This window comes from Mycobacterium bulgaricum, from assembly GCF_041287165.2.
In the GTDB taxonomy this organism is placed as follows: domain Bacteria; phylum Actinomycetota; class Actinomycetes; order Mycobacteriales; family Mycobacteriaceae; genus Mycobacterium; species Mycobacterium bulgaricum.
This window is the reverse complement of the sequence record NZ_JBGGKV020000018.1, coordinates 1-16783: the sequence shown is the minus strand read 5'-3', so window position 1 is coordinate 16783 and position 16783 is coordinate 1. Positions and strand designations below refer to the sequence as shown.

The window sequence follows — 16783 nt, the reverse complement described above, 5'->3', positions numbered from 1 at the left end:
ACGCCTGGAGGCCGTCGCCACATTAACTCGGACCGGCGATCCCCGACGGCGATCGATCGACCTGCCGCGTCCGCTGGCCTGCCACGAAGCGCATCGCCAGGCGGTTCATCAACCCTGGCGCCAGGCGTGCCATCCACCACTGGGTATGGGCGACAGTCGGTTTCACGAGGATCGCCCTGTTGCGTTCGATCGCACGCAGGGTGTCGCGAGCGAGCTGGTCGGCGTCGTAGGGCTTGCCGCCCTGGGCCTGCAAGAAGTAGTCGCGACCGACGAAGCCGCCGACGGCGCCCTTGTCCAGGATCGGGGTCTCCACCGCGGCGGGACAGACCACCAGCACCCCGACTCCGCGCGGCACCGCCTCCGAGCGCAGCGCCATCGACAGGCCCACGACGGCGTGCTTGGTCGCGACGTAGCTGGTGACCTGACCTGCGGCGGTGAGCCCGGCCATCGACGCGGTGTTGACGATGTGGCCGTGTCCCTGCTTGAGCATCAGCGGATACGCCGCCGCGACGCCATGGACGACGCCGCGCACGTTGATGTCGATGATGGCGTTCCACTGGTCGAGGGTGAGCAACTCGGTGTCCCCGCCCCACACGATGCCAGCGTTGTTGAACATCAGATCCAGTCGGCCGGTTCGTGTGACAACCTCATCGATGGCGGCCTGCACCGCGGCGGCGTCGGTGACGTCGAGACGCGCGGCCCGCGCGCGTGAGCTCAGGGTCGACACGACGCGCTCGGCGGCGTCGGGGTCGATGTCGGTGCACAGCACGGACGCACCGGCCAGGTCGAGGGCGCGGCACAGCGCGGCGCCGATCCCGGAACCGCCACCGGTGACGATTGCCTGCTTGCCGGCGAAGCTCACGACTGCTCCACCAGTCGCATCACGTGGCCCATGACATCGGGGTAGCGCTTGAGGTGGGCGCCGCCGTTGATGTCGAGCACCTCGCCGGTGAGCCAGGAAGATCCCGGGGAGCTCAGGTACACAACGGCATTCGCGATGTCCTCCGGTGTGCCCGCGCGCCCCAGCGCCGTGTTGTCGACGTAGTCCTCGACGACACCGGGCACCGATGCGGCCGCCGCGGTCAGGGGGGTGTGGACGAATCCGGGCGCCACGGCGTTGACCCGGATGCCGCGTGGGCCCATCTCCAGCGCCGCCACCTGCGTCAGCATCGACAGCCCGGCCTTGGCCGCGCAGTACGCGCTCATGCCCGCGGCGGGCTGCCTGCCGTTGAGTGAGCTGATCTGGATCAGCGAGCCGCCCTCGCGCAGATGCCTTCCCGCGTGCTTGGCGACGATGAACGCTCCGTTGAGGCAGACGTCGATGACGGCGCGGAAGTCCTCGGCGGGCATGTCGGTGATCAGTCCGACATTGCTGAACCCTGCGCAGTTGACCGCGATGTCCAGCGGGCCGATGCCGTCGAAGAGCTGCTGCACCGAGTCCTCGTCGGTGACGTCGACCGTCGCGTGCGCGGCCCCCAGCTCCGACGCGCGGTCCCTGGCGCTCTCGCCGTTGAGGTCGGCGATCGTGACGCGACAGCCCTCGGCCGCAAGGGCCTGGGCCGTCGCCCACCCGATGCCCGATGCGCCGCCGATGACGACGGCTTCCCTCGGGCTGCGCTCGCTACCGTTGCTCATCCAGTTGGCCTCTCGATTGCGGACTAGAACGCGTTCCAACCTCACACTCGGCCGATGAAAGCGCAATAGCTGATGGCAGACTCGGGCCGTGACCGAATTGAAGCGATCAGAGTCGATATCCGTGGCTGTGTCGCCGGACGAGCTATACGCCATGGTGTCCGACGTGACCCGGATGGGTGAGTGGAGTCCGATCTGCAAGGCCTGCTGGTGGGACGAGGGCCAAGGTCCACAGGTCGGCGCCTGGTTCACCGGCCGCAACGAGCTTCCGGAGCGGACGTGGGAGACCCGCAGCCAGGTGGTGGCCGCCGACCCCGGCCGCACCTTCGCCTGGGAGGTCAACAACGGCTGGGTGTATTGGGGCTACACGTTCGAACCCGAGGGCGACGGCACCCGTCTCACCGAATCGTGGGAATTCCTCGACAAGGGGCTCGAAGGATTCCGGGAACGGTTCGGGGACGACGCCGACGCCGAGATCGCCAAGCGCAGCGACGCGGCGCGCGACGGCATCCCCGCCACGCTCGCGGCGATCAAGAAGGCGGCCGAATCAACCTGAGCATCTGGGTGTGAGGTGCTTCCTGGCCCTGTCGCAGCCGGAGGCCGGAGCCGGCGGGTCGAGGGTGTGGTCCGCATCGGACTTCTCAGGGTGGTTTAGTTAGCCATACCTACCGCGATGTGTCGGAAAACACTGCTGTCGCCAGCGCAGGATGGCCAAACGCACGTTCGCCGGTCGGTATTGGGATAGCGTCAGCGACTAGGAATGCAGTGGTAGGGCATGGGAGCGCCGTGGATGAACGCGGTTTCCGGCTTTTGACGAGGCCGTCGACAGCGGTACCGGTCGTACTGACGGCCGGATTTGCGGTTCTGCTCGTCTTCGCACGTGTCAGTGAGCCGGTCGGCATCGCCTACGAATTCGCGACCGTCGGATTGTCCACGTTCGTGACGACGTGCGCGGTGCTCGCCGCACGTTCCGCCGAGGGGCGACTGCGCACGGCGTGGAGCCTGATGGCCGGCGCCCTCGCCGCCTGGGCGATCGGTGACCTGATCTGGTTGGTCTGCGACTACGTGCTGCACATGTCGCCCTATCCCTCACCGGCGGATTTCTTCTACTTCTCGTTCATCGCGCTCGCGATCTACGCGATCCTGAGTCTGGGATCCTTCGAGACCGGGCCGAGGCGGCAGGCACAGCTGCGCATCGCGCTCGACGGGATCACGGTCGGCCTCTGCGTCTTTCTGCTGGCGTGGATCTTCGCGCTGCGCAGCGTCTACGAGGCCTATCGCGACGACAAGCTGGACCTGGTGCTGGCGCTGCTCTACCCGGTCGCCGACATCGTGGCGCTCGCGGTGGCAGTGGCAGTGCTCGCCCGCGCCGCCCGCGGCCAGCGATCGGTGCTGGCGCTGTTGGCCGTCGCTCTCGCCGTCACAACCGCCAGCGATGTCGCGTTCGCCTATCTCGTGGCCGCCGACCGCTATGAAGCCGGCAGTTTCATCGACATCGGGTGGGTCGTCGCGCTGTGCCTGTTCGCCGCCGCCGCCCTGGTGAGCCGTTCGGCGCCCCCGCTCCGTCCGCGGTCGCTGGTGGTGCCGTCGAACGCCTCGCTGTGGCTGCCCTACATTCCCCTGCTGCTCGCCGGAACCGTGGGCCCGATGATGATCATGTCCGGCGCCGAGAAATTCGTCGTGCCCGTCGTGGTGGTCGCCGTCTGCCTGCGGCAGGCGGTGGCGGCCTGGGAGAGTCGGAGGCTCCTGTCGCACGCTGCGAACCAGGCTCTGCGAGACCCGTTGACCGGCCTGGCGAACCGGACGCTGTTCAACGATCGCCTCGAGCACGCGTTGATGCTGCGTTCGCGCGACGACCGGCGCGTCGCCGTCGTGTCGCTCGATCTCGACGATTTCAAACTGGTCAACGACAGCCTCGGGCATCCCGCTGCCGACAGCCTGCTCATCCAGGCCGGTAGGCGGATCCTCGACTGCGTACGGACCGGTGACACGGTGGCGCGCGTAGGGGGTGACGAATTCGCCCTCCTGCTCGAAGGTGAGGTCGACGACGCGCACCTGATCGCGCAGCGCGTGGTCGAGGCATTCAACGAACCGTTCGTCGTCGACGGCCACCAGATCCTGATGCGGCCCAGCGTGGGCGTCGCTGTGGCGCCGCCCGACGAGGCGGACATCGGTCCGCAGACCCTGATCAAACGCGCCGACCTGGCCATGTACGCAGCCAAGAAGTCGCGCTCGTCGCTGGTGCACACCTACGACGCCGACATGGCATTGCATGTGGGCCACCCCGCCGAGATCACCGGCGAGGTCGAACAACTGCCCCACGTCTCCGGCGCGGCCAAGGTGCAGCTCCTCGGCGAGCTGCGCAACGCCATCGACAACGGCGACCTGACGATGGCCTATCAACCGAAGGTGTGTCTGCGAAACGGCCACATCGTCGGCGTCGAGGCTCTCCTGCGATGGCCGCATCCCCAGCGGGGCCTGCTGGCGCCCGATTCGTTCATGTCCCTGGTGCGTCAGCACGGATTGATGCGGCCCGTCACCAATCTCGTCCTCGACAAGGTGCTCGAAGACGCTGTCCGGTGGCACGCGTCCGGAACGCGAATCCCGGTGGCGGTCAACCTGTTCGCCCCGTTCTTCCGCGACATGCAGCTGCCGGCCAACCTCTCTCGCGCGCTCATCCGGCGTGATCTGCCCACCGACCTGTTGACGGTGGAGATCACCGAAGATCTCGTCCTCAGTGATCTGGCCGCGGTGACCGAGGTGTTGCGCCAACTGCGCGACCGCGGGATACGGGTGGCGATCGACGATTTCGGCAGCGGTTATTCGGCACTGTCCTACCTGCGGGATCTCCCGATCGACGAGATCAAGCTGGACCGCTTCTTCATCGCTCCGGTGCATCGCGACGGCCGTGCCGCCGCGGTGGTGCGCGCCGTCATCGAGCTCGCTCACGATCTGCAGATCACCGTCGTGGCCGAGGGCGTCGAGGAGGCCGCGACGGCCACCTGGCTTCGCGACAGGGGATGCGACATCGGCCAGGGCTATTACTTCGGGCGGCCCATGGATGCCTCCGGTGTGGCAGATCTGGTGCGCATATCAGCCGATCTCACCGAGCCGATGGGTCTCGGCTGATCGTCAGCACGTGACGCACCGGCCACCGGTGTGGCTCACGCCGGCGGGACGGTAGCGCAGGGGCGCCACCGTCAATTTTTCTGGCAAATCCGGATGCCGCGTGGAGTGAGCCTGTGCACACGGGTGCGCCTCGGCGGACACGGTCTGGGCGCTTGCTCCGCGGAGCAACGTGGGATCGGCGTCCATCAGAACGTCGGATGCTGGCTGGACGTACCTTGAAGTCGCAAGAACACGGACGGAGAAGTTTGGTGACTTTTCTCATAGGAAACATGTCGCGACGTGCAGGACCGCCGCGGCAGTCACGTCATGTGCGCGAATTCATCCCGGGTGATCCCGTAGGGTGAGCAAACCCGTGACCGTCCGTTCGAGTGCACGGTGACAGTTGCATGGGGGCGCCGTGAGTATTGGCCAGATGCGGCCTCTGGTGAGGCGCGGATTGTGGATACCGATCGGGCTGGCCGTCGGGTTGGCAGTCCTGCTCACCGTCGACGATGGGGGCGGGCTCATGGTGCGCACCATCGCCAACGTCATCACGCTGATGTTGTCCTGCTACGCAACGATCTACGCGGCTCTGGCCGCCCGGCATGCAGCGGGGCGCCCTCGCCGGTCATGGCTTCTCATCACGTGTGCACTGGCCGCCTACGTCGCCGGCGACCTGGTCTGCCTGGTACGCGAGAGCGCTGCGCACCCGCGGCCCTTCCCTTCGCTCGCCGACGCGTTCTATCTGCTGTTCACCGCGCTTGCGGTGCTTTCCCTGCTGACGATGGCGCGGTACGGGATGGGGTCCACCCGGCACTCGAAGCTGCGGGTCGCGCTCGACGGCGTGACCATTGCGCTGGCGGCGTTCCTGCTCGCCTGGATCATCGCGTTGCAGGACGTCTACGACGACCATCAGGGCGATCGGACCACGCTCGTGATCGCGATGCTCTATGCGACGCTCGACATCGTGGCCCTCGGGGTCGCGGTGTCCGTCCTGGTGCGTTCCGACACGCGCGACCGGAGTGTGCTGATCCTCGTCGTGGCTGCGTTCGCCCTGACCACCGTTTCCGACATCGGATTCGCTCATGCCGTGGTCAACGGCACCTATGCGACCGGCAGCATGCTGGACATCGGATGGGCCGCCGGTCTTGTGCTGCTGGCCGCCGCGGCGCAACTGGCCCGGCTCACCGACGTTCCGCGCCGCCGGTCGCTCTCCGTACCTCCCGGCGTGTCGGTGTGGCTGCCGTACATGCCGTTCATGGTGGCGGGCACGGTCGGGCCGCTGCTCGTCATGTCCGGCGTCGAACGTTTCATCGTGCCCCTCATGACGCTCGCGGTATGCCTGCGGCAGGCGGTGGCGGCATGGGAGAACCGCCACCTGCTGTCGGTTGCGGCCGAGCGGGCCTTGCGCGATCCGTTGACCGGCTTGGCGAACCGGACGGTGTTCCACGACCGGTTGTCACACGCGCTGACGCTGCAGGCGCAGGACCGCCCCTGGCTCGCCGTGATCTCGATCGATCTCGACGACTTCAAACTCGTGAACGACAGCCTGGGACATCCGGTGGCCGACAGTCTCCTGGTCGGGGCCGGACGTCGCATCGTCGCGTGTGTGCGCAGCGGTGACGTCGTGGCCCGAGTCGGAGGCGACGAATTCGCGCTGCTGCTCCAGGGTGACGCCGATGCGTCGGATCTGATCGCGCAACGGGTCGCGGAGGCCTTCGCCGAACCCTTCACCGTCGACGGTCATCAAATTCTGATGCATGCCAGCATCGGCGTCGCCGTGGCCTCACCCGACGAGCCGGCGCTCGGAGCAGAGACTTTGATCAAACGGGCCGATCTGGCGATGTACACCGCGAAGAAGTCGCGCTCGTCGCGGGTCCACACCTTCGACCCCGACATGACGCTGCCCGCGCCCGATGCGGAGTTGATCGCCGACAACCCGGATCGATCGCCCGGTGCCGGCGCGGCCAAGGTGCAGCTTCTCGGCGAGCTGCGTCACGCCATCGATGCCGGCGAGCTGGAGATGGTCTATCAGCCCAAGGTCGCGTTGCGGACCGGCAGCATGATCGGTGTCGAGGCGCTGCTGCGGTGGCCCCATCCGCGGCTCGGGCTGCTGAACCCGGGCGCGTTCATGTCGCTGGTCCGTCAGCACGGGCTCATGCGACCGGTGTCAGAGCTTGTGATCGACATGGTGCTCGACGCGGCCGCGGACTGGATGGCCCAAGGCGTGCGGATACCGGTGGCGGTCAACCTCTTCGCGCCGACCTTGCGTGACGCGCAGCTGCCGGGGCGGCTTCTCGACGCCCTGGGCGAGCGCGGTCTGGCTGCCGACATGCTGACCGTCGAGATCACCGAAGACCTCGTCGTCGACGATCTCGGGACGGTGACCGATGTCCTTCATCAGTTGCGCGGCTGCGGAATCCGGGTTGCCGTCGACGATTTCGGCAGCGGCTACTCGGCGCTGTCCTACCTGCGCGACCTGCCGATCGACGAGGTCAAGCTGGACCGCTCCTTCGTGGCGCCGGTGACCGTGAATCCGCGTGCGGCCGCCGTCGTTTCGGCGGTCATCGACCTCGCGCAGGATCTGGGCATCACCGTGGTCGCCGAAGGAGTCGAAGAGGCCGCCACCGCATTCTGGTTGCGCGACAAGCGGTGTGACATCGCTCAGGGTTATTACTTCGGCAGGCCCGTCGCGGGGGACGGGGTGCCGGCTCTGATCTCCTCGGCCCCCCGGCCGTCACGCCGAGTCGACGTGCTCGCGGACTAGGCGCGGATAGCGGCCCCGCTCGGGCCGGAAGATGTCGTGCGGTGAGTCCGCGAATTCGTGCAGTCGGGCTGACGGGTACAGAGATCGGTAGCGGGCCCAGGTGGCGTCGTCGATCAGCGGCGAGCCCAGGGCGCGCACCGCGAGCAGCGGAGGCTGCCATCGTGCGAGCGGCTCCCAGAACGACTGCGTCCGCGCCGACTGCAAGGTCGCGATGCCGGCCTGGCGGTCGACCCGCTCGTGCACCGGTGTTCCGCGCCAGCGCCCGTCGAGCAGTCCGACGATGATGTCGTCGGTGAGCTCGATCTCCTCGGGCACATAATCACCGATCGCCAGTGAGCGGACCCGACCGGTATTCGCCAGCGCCCACACCAGCGCGTAGGGCGTACCGCGGGAGAACGTCGCGAGGTGCACAGGTCCGTCGGTGATCGTGTCGATGACCGCGCCGACGTCGCGGCCGAGCGTGTCAGAGTCGTAATCGCCTGGCGGAGCGCTGCTTTGACCGTGGCCGCGGAGCTCGATCACAATCGTCCGGCGGCCGAACAGCGGTAGGACCTCGAGGTAGTCCTCGGCGACGCAGGTGAAGCCGGGGACGAACACGATCGGCGCACCGCGGTCGTCGCCGCCGGAATCGAGGAAGCGGATCCGTGCGCCGTCGCTGTCGGCGACGTGATACTGCGGCATGCGCCGTAGTGTGTCAGCCCTTCGGCGGTGCGGGCACCGCGGCCTGGACGGCGGGGTGGCCGGACTCGGACTTCATCCGGTGGAACAGTTCCACGTAGTAGGGCGTGCACTGCGCCAGCGCCTGCTCGGTGGTGAAGAGCGGCGTGTAGCCGAGGTCGCGCTCGGCTTTGGCGATGGAGAAGTAGTTGTCGAGGTAAATCCGTTCCACTGCAAGGGGTTCCAGGAGCGGCTTGGGAAGCCCGAATTTGAAGTGGAGGAACTGCCAGATCTTCATGATGAACCACACCAGCCGTCCGGGTATCCGGACCGTCGGCCACGGCTCGCCGCAGGCCTCGACCACCGGGCGGGAGAACTCGAACATGTTGATCGGTTCGCCGTCGTTGATGAAATACGCCTGGCCGGGCGCGGTTCCGCCCTCGACGAGGTGCTGGGCGGCCAGGATGAAACCGTGCACGAGGTTGTGCACATAGGAGTTGTCCAGCTTGACGTCCTTGCTACCGACCAGCACCTTGACGTGCCCGGCCAGGACGCTCTCGAACACCTTGCGGAACATCGTCTGATCGCCGCGGCCCCAGATTCCGCTGGGTCGGATCGAGCACGTCAGCATGCCCGAGACGCCGTTCTGGGACAGCACGAACTTCTCGGCGACCACCTTGGTCTCGGTGTAGAGATCGTTGAAACGCTCGGTGTACGGCAACGTCTCGTCCCCGCCGGCGATGCGCTGCCCGCCCATCACGACGCTGTTGGAGGCGGTGTACACGAACCGCTTCGTACCGGCCTTCTGTGCGGCATGCACGAGGTTCTTGGTGCCGTCGACGTTCACGGCGAAGCTGCGCCGGCGGTACTCCTGGGTGGCCGAGCCGCCGCCCATCAGGTCGATGATGGCCGCGGTGTGGAAGACGGTGTCGATGTCGTCGACCGCGGCGGCGACGTCGTCGACGCTGGTGATGTCTCCCTGGAAGACCTCCAGGCGGGGGTGGGCGGGAAGAGGCGACGGCACCCGGTCGAAGGAACGCACCTCCAGGCCGCGGTCCAGCAGTTCGCTGACCAGGTTCGCTCCTACGAAGCCTGAACCCCCGGTAACCAGAACCCGGCCGAGGTCTGTCTGCAGCGATGCGTCACCCATGCCGGGAAGAATAACTGAAACGTGTTCCAATTTCGAGATCCCGTCTCCGGGATCTTTCCCGCGTCAATCTTCGGCAGGGTCGTCGGCCGCGATCGCCTTCTCGACTCTCTCACGCGCGCCAGCTAAGTGCTCCTCACAACATTTGGCCAGCTGTTCACCCCGTTCCCACAGCTTCAGCGACGCATCCAGGTCGAGCCCGCCATGCTCGAGACGCTCCACCACGTCGATGAGTTCGTCGCGGGCTTCCTCGTATCCCAGTTCACTAATGGGCTTCACTGCTCACCTTCACTCGTCGCCAGCACCGCGCCGTCGCCCACCCGCACCCGCAGGCGCGTCCCCGGCGGCGCATCCGCGACAGACTGCACCACATGCGGATCACCGGAGGCGGGCACTGCCTGCACCACCGCGTAACCCCGCGCCAGCGTCGCTGCCGGCCCCAGTGTCATCAGGCGGGCCGACAAGTGGCCGACGCGGTCCGACTCGCCGGTGATGAATCGCGTGATGTCGCGCCGGGCGGCACTGCGCGCGCGCCTGATCTCGTCGGCACGCGCGTCGATCGCCGACAGCGGGCGGGCCAGCACGGGCCTGCTCCGCAACTGCGCGACGACGTGCGCTTCCCGATTCACCCAGTTGCGCAGCGCCCGGGCGCTGCGCCGGCGCAGATCGGTGATCAGCGCCTGCTCGGCCGCGGTGTCGGGCACGATCCGCTTCGCGGCATCGGTCGGCGTCGCCGCGCGCAGGTCGGCGACCAGATCGCAGATCGGGTTGTCGGGCTCGTGACCGATCGCGCTGACCACCGGCGTCGTGCACCGGGCGATCTCGCGGCACAGCGTCTCGTCGGAGAACGGCAGCAGATCCTCGACGCTGCCGCCGCCGCGCGCCAGCACGATGACGTCGACCTCGGGGTCGGCGTCGAGTGCGCGCAGGGCTTCGACGATCTGGGGCACCGCGTTGGGCCCCTGCACCACGGTGTTGCGGACGGCGAACCGGACAGCGGGCCACCGACTGGACGCGACGGCGGTGATGTCGTGCTCGGCGGCCGACGCCCGCCCCGTGATCAACCCGATCGTGTCCGGCAGGAAGGGGATGGGCCGCTTCAGGCGCGGATCGAACAGCCCCTCGGCGTCGAGCAGCCTGCGCAGCCGCTCGATGCGCGCCAGCAGCTCACCGATGCCGACCGCCCTGATCTCGGTGACGCGCAGCGAGAAGGTGCCGCGGCCCGTGTAGAAGCTGGGCTTGCCGTAGACGATCACCTGCGTGCCGTCCGACATCCGGACGGGCGCGTTGACGACCAGGTCGCGCGGACACGTCAGCGACAGCGACATGTCGGCTGCCGGGTCGCGCAGCGTGATGAACGCGGTGTTGGAGTTCGGGCGCAGCGTCAACTGCGCGATCTGGCCCTCCACCCAGACCGCGCCGAGCTTGTCGATCCACCCGGCGACGCGGATTGCCACCCCACGGACCGGGAACGGGTTGTCCGCAGACTGCCCGGGCGCCGCGTCGGTGCTCACTTCCCGGCTCGCCGGGTCACTTCGCCGAAGCGCGGGTGATCCTGTTGGCCAGCAGCGTCTGATACGGGGCGCGTGCCTTGGTCGACTCCTCGTAGGCGAGCAGCGCCTCCAGGTCGGGCACGCGCAGCGACGTCAGGCGAGCCCGCAGCTGCGCCAGCGTCAGCGACTCGTATTCGATCTCGGCGACGATCTCGGGGGCATCCTCCGACGGCTCGGCCGTGGTGGACGTCTCGGTGGCCTTCGCCGGCTCCGGGTCGCCGCTGAACAGCGCGAAGCGCCCTTCGGTGAGGCGATCGCCGTCGCGCACGGGCAGCTCCACCACATCGGCCGCACCGTCGGCGTCCACGCCGTCGGCGACGCTCACGTCGTCGTCGAACGTCGCCCATTCCGGTTGTTCGTCCTTGGGTGGGAAGATCGACTCCAGGGTTTCGTCGCCCTTGATCACCAGGACGGCGACGTCCTGCTGCATCTTCATGACCAGCTGCGCGATCTGGCTGGCGATGGTCATGGGGTACATGAGGATCGTCTGGGGGAGCTTGCGGGTCTCCTCGATGGCGGTCACTGCCGCGCCCACGAGCAGGCGGACCCCATACGGTGCAGTTGACATGCTCACAGCCTACGGCTGGGCGGTTGGAGGGGCAGGTAAGTACCCTGGTGTCATGCCGCCGACTGTCAACATGGGGATCCCGGGCGCCGCGAGCTCGGTCGTTGAACGGACGACCGGCAAACGCGTGTTGCTGGCCGAGCCACGCGGATACTGCGCCGGCGTCGACCGCGCCGTCGAGACCGTGGAACGCGCCCTCGAAAAGCACGGAGCCCCGATCTACGTACGGCACGAGATCGTGCACAACCGCTACGTCGTCGACACGCTGGCGAAGGCCGGCGCGATCTTCGTCGAGCAGACCGACGAGGTGCCCGAGGGTGCCATCGTCGTGTTCTCGGCCCACGGCGTCGCGCCGACGGTCCACGTCGAGGCCAAGGCCCGCAACCTGCAGACGATCGACGCGACGTGCCCGCTGGTGACGAAGGTGCACAACGAGGCGAAGCGTTTCGCCCGCGACGACTACGACATCCTGCTCGTCGGCCACGAAGGCCACGAGGAGGTCGTCGGCACCGCGGGCGAGGCGCCCGATCACGTTCAGGTTGTCGACAACCCCGATGCGGTCGACAACGTCACCGTGCGCGATCCCGACAAGGTCATCTGGCTCTCGCAGACCACGCTGAGCGTCGACGAGACGATGGAGACCGTGCGCAGGCTCCGCGAGAAGTTCCCGACGCTGCAGGATCCGCCCAGCGACGACATCTGCTATGCCACGCAGAATCGTCAGGTCGCGGTCAAGGCGATGGCGCCGGAATGCGACCTCGTGATCGTCGTCGGGTCGAAGAACTCGTCGAACTCGGTGCGCCTGGTCGAGGTAGCGCTCAACGCGGGCTCCCACGCCGCGCATCTGGTCGACTACGCCGAGGACATCGATCCGGCCTGGCTGGAGGGCGTCACCACCGTCGGTGTCACCTCCGGCGCGTCGGTCCCCGAGATCCTGGTGCGCGGCGTACTGGATCGTCTCGCCGAGCACGGCTACGGCACCGTGCAGCCGGTGACCACCGCGAACGAGACACTCGTCTTCGCCCTGCCCCGAGAGATCCGCCCGGCTCGCCAGTGACGGCCCTGCGACGCGGCACCGCGCTCGTCCTCCTCGCCGTCCTGCTCCTGGTCTCGGGCTGCAGTGATGCCGAGGACCGCCTCACCTCGACGGTGCAGGGCTTCGCCGAGGCGCTGACCCGCGGCGACGCGCAGGCCGCTGCCGCGCTGACGAACGATGAGACCGCGGCCGCCGACACGTTGGACAAGCTGTACGCCAGCCTCGGCAAGGACGTCCAGTTCGCGGTCACCGGCTCGCAGCGCGAGGAGAACCAGGCGAGCTTCACGGTGTCGGCCACCTGGAAATTCGGTCCCGAGAAGACGATCGAGTGGAGCTACACCGCCGACGGCACAGCGACCCAGCAGGGCGACGACTGGACAATCCAGTGGAACCCCGCCGCGGTCGCCCCCGGGCTCGACGAAGGGCCGCTGTCGTTCAGCACTCTCGCGCCGGTACCCGCGGCCCGGGTGCTGGACCGGACCGGCGCCGAGCTACTGACCCAGCACATCGTCACCCTGGTCGACATCGCACCCGGCGCAGATGTCAATACCGTTGCGTCGCTGCTCAATCCGATCGCCCCGGCGATCACGCCCCAGTCGCTGACCGACGAGCTGGCCGCCGGTGAGCCGGTCACCGCGATTACGCTTCGCGACGACGACCTGGCACCGATCCAGGCACAGCTGTCAGCGCTGCCGAACGTCACACTGCGGCCGCAGACCCGGCTGCTGGCCACCGACCGCGCATTGACGTCGCCCACGTTGGCGGGACTGTCCGACCTGTGGCAGCAGCGCACCGACGGCGCCGCCGGCTGGGCGGTCACCGCGGAAACCGCCACCGGCCCGAAGCGGGTGGGCGGACAGGACGCCGCAGCTGTCGGCGACATCGCCAGCACCCTCGACGCCGGCATGCTGCTCGCCGGCGAGGCGGCGCTGGCGCCTTTACCCACCCCCGCCGCGATCGTCGCGATTCAGCCGTCGACGGGCGATGTGCTCGCCGTCACCCAGAACGCCCCCGCCGACGCCCAGGGGCCGATCGCGCTGACCGGCCTCTATCCGCCGGGGTCGACGTTCAAGACGGTGACGGTGTCGGCGGCGCTGCAGGCCGGCCAGGTCACCCCCGACAGCATCGTGGGCTGCCCGGGCACCGAGAACATCGAGGGCAGGCAGATCCCCAACGACGACAACTTCGAGCTCGGGGACGTCCCGCTGCACACCGCGTTCGCGCGGTCGTGCAACACCACGATGGGCCGCCTCGCGGTCGACCTCCCACCGGACGCGTTGACCAAGGCGGCCGCGCAGCTCGGTCTCGGCATCGACTTCGTCGCCCCCGGCATGACCACCGTCACCGGCTCGGTGCCCGTCGCCGACACGTCCGCGCTGCGCGTCGAGGAGGGCATCGGCCAGGGCAAGGTCACCGCGTCGCCGTTCGGGATGGCGTTGGTCGCCGCGACGCTGGCGCGCGGCTCGGTGCCCGCCCCGACCATCGTCGACGGCGAACCGGGTGTGCCCGACCGCGCGCCGGATCCGGTGCCGGCGGCTGTCGACGAGCAGGTGCAGGCGATGATGCGGGAGACGATCACCGGCGGCACCGCGACCCAGCTGCAGGACATCCCGGGAATGCTCGGCAAGACGGGCACGGCCGAGTACGTCGCCCAGGACGGGGCCACCCACGCCCACGGCTGGTTCGTGGGCATCCGGGGTGATCTTGCCCTGGCCGTATTCGTCAGCGACGCAGGCAGTTCCACCCCTGCGGTGGACGCGGCGGGTCGGTTCCTGCGCGCGGTTCCCTGACGGCCTCGCGCCGACACTGCATTCCAGCAGAGGAAGTGCGAGTGGTTTCAGTCTCGCCGAGCCGTCAGATGTCGTATTCCCAGCGGTCGGCCTCGGCATCGCGGGATGCACGCCTGCGAGGCCGGTACTCACCGCGTTCCTCGGAGTCCTCGCCGCGGTAGCGCACCCGTGAGACCGGATGGTGCGAGGTCGACGACCCGTACGGGTCGTAGGAGTCGTACTCGTCGTACCGGCTGCGCCGCACAGGACGTTCACGCCGGGCACGTTCGTAGCGGTCGTCGCGCTCGTAGCGGGCCCTGCGTTCGCGTGGCTCCCGCTCGCGGGGCTCCCGCTCACGCGACTCTCGCTCGCGCGGCTCCCGCGATGACGGTGGCCGGGGGCGGCGGCGCGGCTCGGACGGTGGCGGCTCGCTGAGCCGTTCGCGGCGCCGGCGCGGCCGGTCGTCGATGACGGGCTCGATGATCTCGGTCTCGGCGGCACGGGGGTGCCGCGACCGCGGAGGAGTTCGCTTGGCCGGCCGTTCGCCGCGTGCCTTCGCAGCCGTCGGCTTCGACTGGCGGGCACGGCGCCGGTCGGCGGCGCGACGCTCCTTGGGATCCTCGTCGGACTCGTCGGTCTTGCCACCGAGAAGCCCCGAGAACGCGGACAACTTCGCGGACAGGCCGGGTCCGGCATCCTTCGGGGCGCGCTCGGGTTCCTTCGCGGGCGCGGTGCGTGCCGCCTTGCCGAAGTACCACCGCGCCAAACCGATCAGCAGCACCGCAGCGGAGGTGAAGAACATCAACGGAAAGCGTTCGATCAGCGGGTAGCCGCAGTTGATCAGGATGTCTTTCAGCCCCTGGATCTCACTGCTGTGCATCAGGAAGTACGCCCCGGGCACTGTGACGAACAACACCAGCGGAGGCTGGATCACCGCGGTGAACAGACCGGACTGTTGGACTGCCAGGACCGCGACCAGGCAGCCGATGACATAGAGCGACGCGAACACGGCGGTCAAGTGCCCGCCGCCGGAACCCGCGTCGAAAGCGAAGCCGATCGCGGCGGCGAAAACGGCGGTCAGAACCGCACCCCACCACGGAATCCCTGCGACATTGGGGTGTGCGGAGCGGTGATCGGCGGCCACTGCCGACCGGGCGCGCTGTCCTGACACACGTCGACCCTACTGGCTTGAGCAACTACTCGTCGCCAGCGCGCGATGGTGTGGCGATCACATTGCCTACACTGTGGACTCCGTGGGCCTCAATCTCGGAATCGTCGGACTGCCGAACGTCGGTAAGTCGACTCTGTTCAATGCACTGACGCGCAACGACGTGCTGGCTGCCAACTACCCGTTCGCGACGATCGAACCGAACGAGGGCGTGGTGGCGCTCCCGGACGAGCGGCTCACCGAACTGGCAAAGATGTTCGGCTCGGAGAAGATCGTGCCGGCGCCCGTCACGTTCGTCGACATTGCGGGCATCGTGAAGGGCGCCTCCGAGGGCGCGGGCCTGGGCAACAAATTCCTCGCCAACATCCGCGAGAGCGACGCGATCTGTCAGGTGGTCCGGGTGTTCGCCGACGACGACGTCGTCCACGTCGACGGCCGGGTCGACCCCAAGTCCGACATCGAGGTGATCGAGACCGAGCTGATCCTCGCCGACATGCAGACCCTGGAGCGCGCATTGCCGAGGCTGGAGAAGGAAGCGCGGACCAACAAGGACCGCCGGCCCGTCTACGAGGCCGCCCAAGCGGCCAACGCGGTGCTCGACACGGGCAAGACCCTGTTCTCAGCGGGGACGGACGTGTCCCTGCTGCGCGAGCTGAACCTGATGACTTCCAAGCCTTTTCTGTATGTGTTCAACGCCGACGAGTCCGTGCTGACCGACGAGGCGCGGGTGACGGCGCTGCGCGAACTGGTGGCCCCGGCCGATGCGGTGTTCCTCGACGCGAAGATCGAGGCCGAGTTGCAGGAGCTCGACGAGGAGTCGGCCGCGGAGCTGCTGGAGTCGATCGGTCAGACCGAGCGGGGCCTGGATGCGTTGGCGCGAGCGGGTTTTCACACGCTGAAGTTGCAGACGTATCTGACGGCGGGGCCCAAGGAAGCGCGGGCGTGGACCATCCATCAGGGCGACACCGCGCCCAAGGCGGCCGGCGTCATCCACACCGACTTCGAGAAGGGCTTCATCAAGGCCGAGATCGTCTCGTACGACGACCTCGTCGAGGCCGGGTCGATGGCGGCGGCCAAGGCCGCGGGCAAGGTCCGGATGGAGGGCAAGGACTACGTGATGGCTGACGGCGACGTGGTGGAGTTCCGGTTCAACGTGTAGCGGCGTGTTAATGTCCGTTCGCGCTTCCAGGTGACGATCACCTGAATCATTGCGGAGAGGCCTGCGCTCGCAGGACATGTCCTCGATGGGGTGCTGCACCCATTGGTGCGCCGACTCCATTGCGCCGATAGACCATCGGCGGACGAAAGGACTCTCAATGAAGAAGTCAAGCCGCGGCGGTGACCGGGGGTGAATCAGGTTGCCAGGTCCGGTTGTCACGGA

Annotated in this window: 14 protein-coding genes; 6 read left to right on the top strand and 8 right to left on the bottom strand. The window is 68.0% G+C overall.

Annotation, left to right across the window (positions count from 1 at the left end; translation table 11 throughout):
• Positions 1–22 precede the first annotated feature (22 nt).
• Positions 23–862 (bottom strand): SDR family oxidoreductase, encoded by an 840-nt coding sequence (locus ACAG24_RS27495; protein ID WP_370475897.1) that lies wholly within the window; start codon positions 860–862, stop codon positions 23–25.
• Positions 859–1635, bottom strand: a complete 777-nt coding sequence (locus tag ACAG24_RS27490; protein WP_370475896.1) for an SDR family NAD(P)-dependent oxidoreductase — start codon at positions 1633–1635, stop codon at positions 859–861. The genes ACAG24_RS27495 and ACAG24_RS27490 overlap by 4 nt, the downstream gene beginning before the upstream one ends.
• Before the next feature lie 88 nt (positions 1636–1723).
• Between ACAG24_RS27490 and ACAG24_RS27485 the strand changes: the two genes are divergently transcribed.
• The 3 genes from ACAG24_RS27485 (at position 1724) to ACAG24_RS27475 (ending at position 7507) form a co-directional block, all read left to right on the top strand.
• The gene (locus ACAG24_RS27485) at positions 1724–2188 is read left to right on the top strand and encodes an SRPBCC family protein (RefSeq protein WP_370475895.1); all 465 of its coding nucleotides are present in this window, start codon (positions 1724–1726) and stop codon (positions 2186–2188) included.
• A 230-nt stretch (positions 2189–2418) separates the two neighbouring features.
• Positions 2419–4761 carry a putative bifunctional diguanylate cyclase/phosphodiesterase gene (locus tag ACAG24_RS27480; protein WP_370475894.1) on the top strand — a complete coding sequence of 781 codons (2343 nt, stop codon included), beginning with the start codon at positions 2419–2421 and terminating at the stop codon, positions 4759–4761.
• A gap of 397 nt (positions 4762–5158) precedes the next feature.
• Entirely contained in the window at positions 5159–7507 is a 2349-nt protein-coding gene (locus ACAG24_RS27475; RefSeq protein ID WP_370475893.1) for a putative bifunctional diguanylate cyclase/phosphodiesterase, read from the top strand.
• Here the strand turns inward: ACAG24_RS27475 and ACAG24_RS27470 are convergent.
• The 5 genes from ACAG24_RS27470 to ACAG24_RS27450 all read right to left on the bottom strand — a co-directional run bounded on the left by ACAG24_RS27470 (position 7478) and on the right by ACAG24_RS27450 (position 11432).
• On the bottom strand, positions 7478–8188 hold the full coding sequence (locus ACAG24_RS27470; protein WP_370475892.1) for an alpha/beta fold hydrolase: 711 nt from the start codon (positions 8186–8188) through the stop codon (positions 7478–7480). The two genes, ACAG24_RS27475 and ACAG24_RS27470, sit on opposite strands and share 30 nt — an antisense overlap.
• Positions 8189–8201: 13 nt before the next feature.
• A complete protein-coding gene (locus ACAG24_RS27465; RefSeq protein ID WP_445206234.1) occupies positions 8202–9314 on the bottom strand; it encodes a 3-beta-hydroxysteroid dehydrogenase in 1113 nt (370 codons plus the stop codon).
• A 63-nt stretch (positions 9315–9377) separates the two neighbouring features.
• Complete coding sequence (locus tag ACAG24_RS27460; RefSeq protein ID WP_370475891.1) at positions 9378–9590, bottom strand: exodeoxyribonuclease VII small subunit; 213 nt, start codon at positions 9588–9590, stop codon at positions 9378–9380.
• Positions 9587–10825 carry an exodeoxyribonuclease VII large subunit gene (gene xseA, locus ACAG24_RS27455; RefSeq protein WP_370475890.1) on the bottom strand — a complete coding sequence of 413 codons (1239 nt, stop codon included), beginning with the start codon at positions 10823–10825 and terminating at the stop codon, positions 9587–9589. The genes ACAG24_RS27460 and xseA overlap by 4 nt, the downstream gene beginning before the upstream one ends.
• A gap of 16 nt (positions 10826–10841) precedes the next feature.
• Positions 10842–11432, bottom strand: a complete 591-nt coding sequence (locus ACAG24_RS27450) for a lipid droplet-associated protein (RefSeq protein WP_370475889.1) — start codon at positions 11430–11432, stop codon at positions 10842–10844.
• A 52-nt stretch (positions 11433–11484) separates the two neighbouring features.
• Between ACAG24_RS27450 and ACAG24_RS27445 the strand changes: the two genes are divergently transcribed.
• Together ACAG24_RS27445 and ACAG24_RS27440 are read left to right on the top strand one after the other, a co-directional pair.
• Entirely contained in the window at positions 11485–12486 is a 1002-nt protein-coding gene (locus ACAG24_RS27445) for a 4-hydroxy-3-methylbut-2-enyl diphosphate reductase (RefSeq protein WP_370475888.1), read from the top strand.
• The gene (locus tag ACAG24_RS27440; protein WP_370475887.1) at positions 12483–14255 is read left to right on the top strand and encodes a penicillin-binding transpeptidase domain-containing protein; all 1773 of its coding nucleotides are present in this window, start codon (positions 12483–12485) and stop codon (positions 14253–14255) included. Before ACAG24_RS27445 ends, ACAG24_RS27440 begins: the two co-directional genes overlap by 4 nt.
• A 64-nt stretch (positions 14256–14319) precedes the next feature.
• Here ACAG24_RS27440 and ACAG24_RS27435 read toward each other — a convergent pair whose 3' ends face one another.
• Positions 14320–15405, bottom strand: a complete 1086-nt coding sequence (locus ACAG24_RS27435; RefSeq protein ID WP_370475886.1) for a DUF6542 domain-containing protein — start codon at positions 15403–15405, stop codon at positions 14320–14322.
• Positions 15406–15487: 82 nt separating this feature from the next.
• Here ACAG24_RS27435 and ychF point away from each other — a divergent pair, with 82 nt between their 5' ends.
• The gene (gene ychF / locus ACAG24_RS27430) at positions 15488–16561 is read left to right on the top strand and encodes a redox-regulated ATPase YchF (RefSeq protein ID WP_370475885.1); all 1074 of its coding nucleotides are present in this window, start codon (positions 15488–15490) and stop codon (positions 16559–16561) included.
• Positions 16562–16783 lie beyond the last annotated feature (222 nt).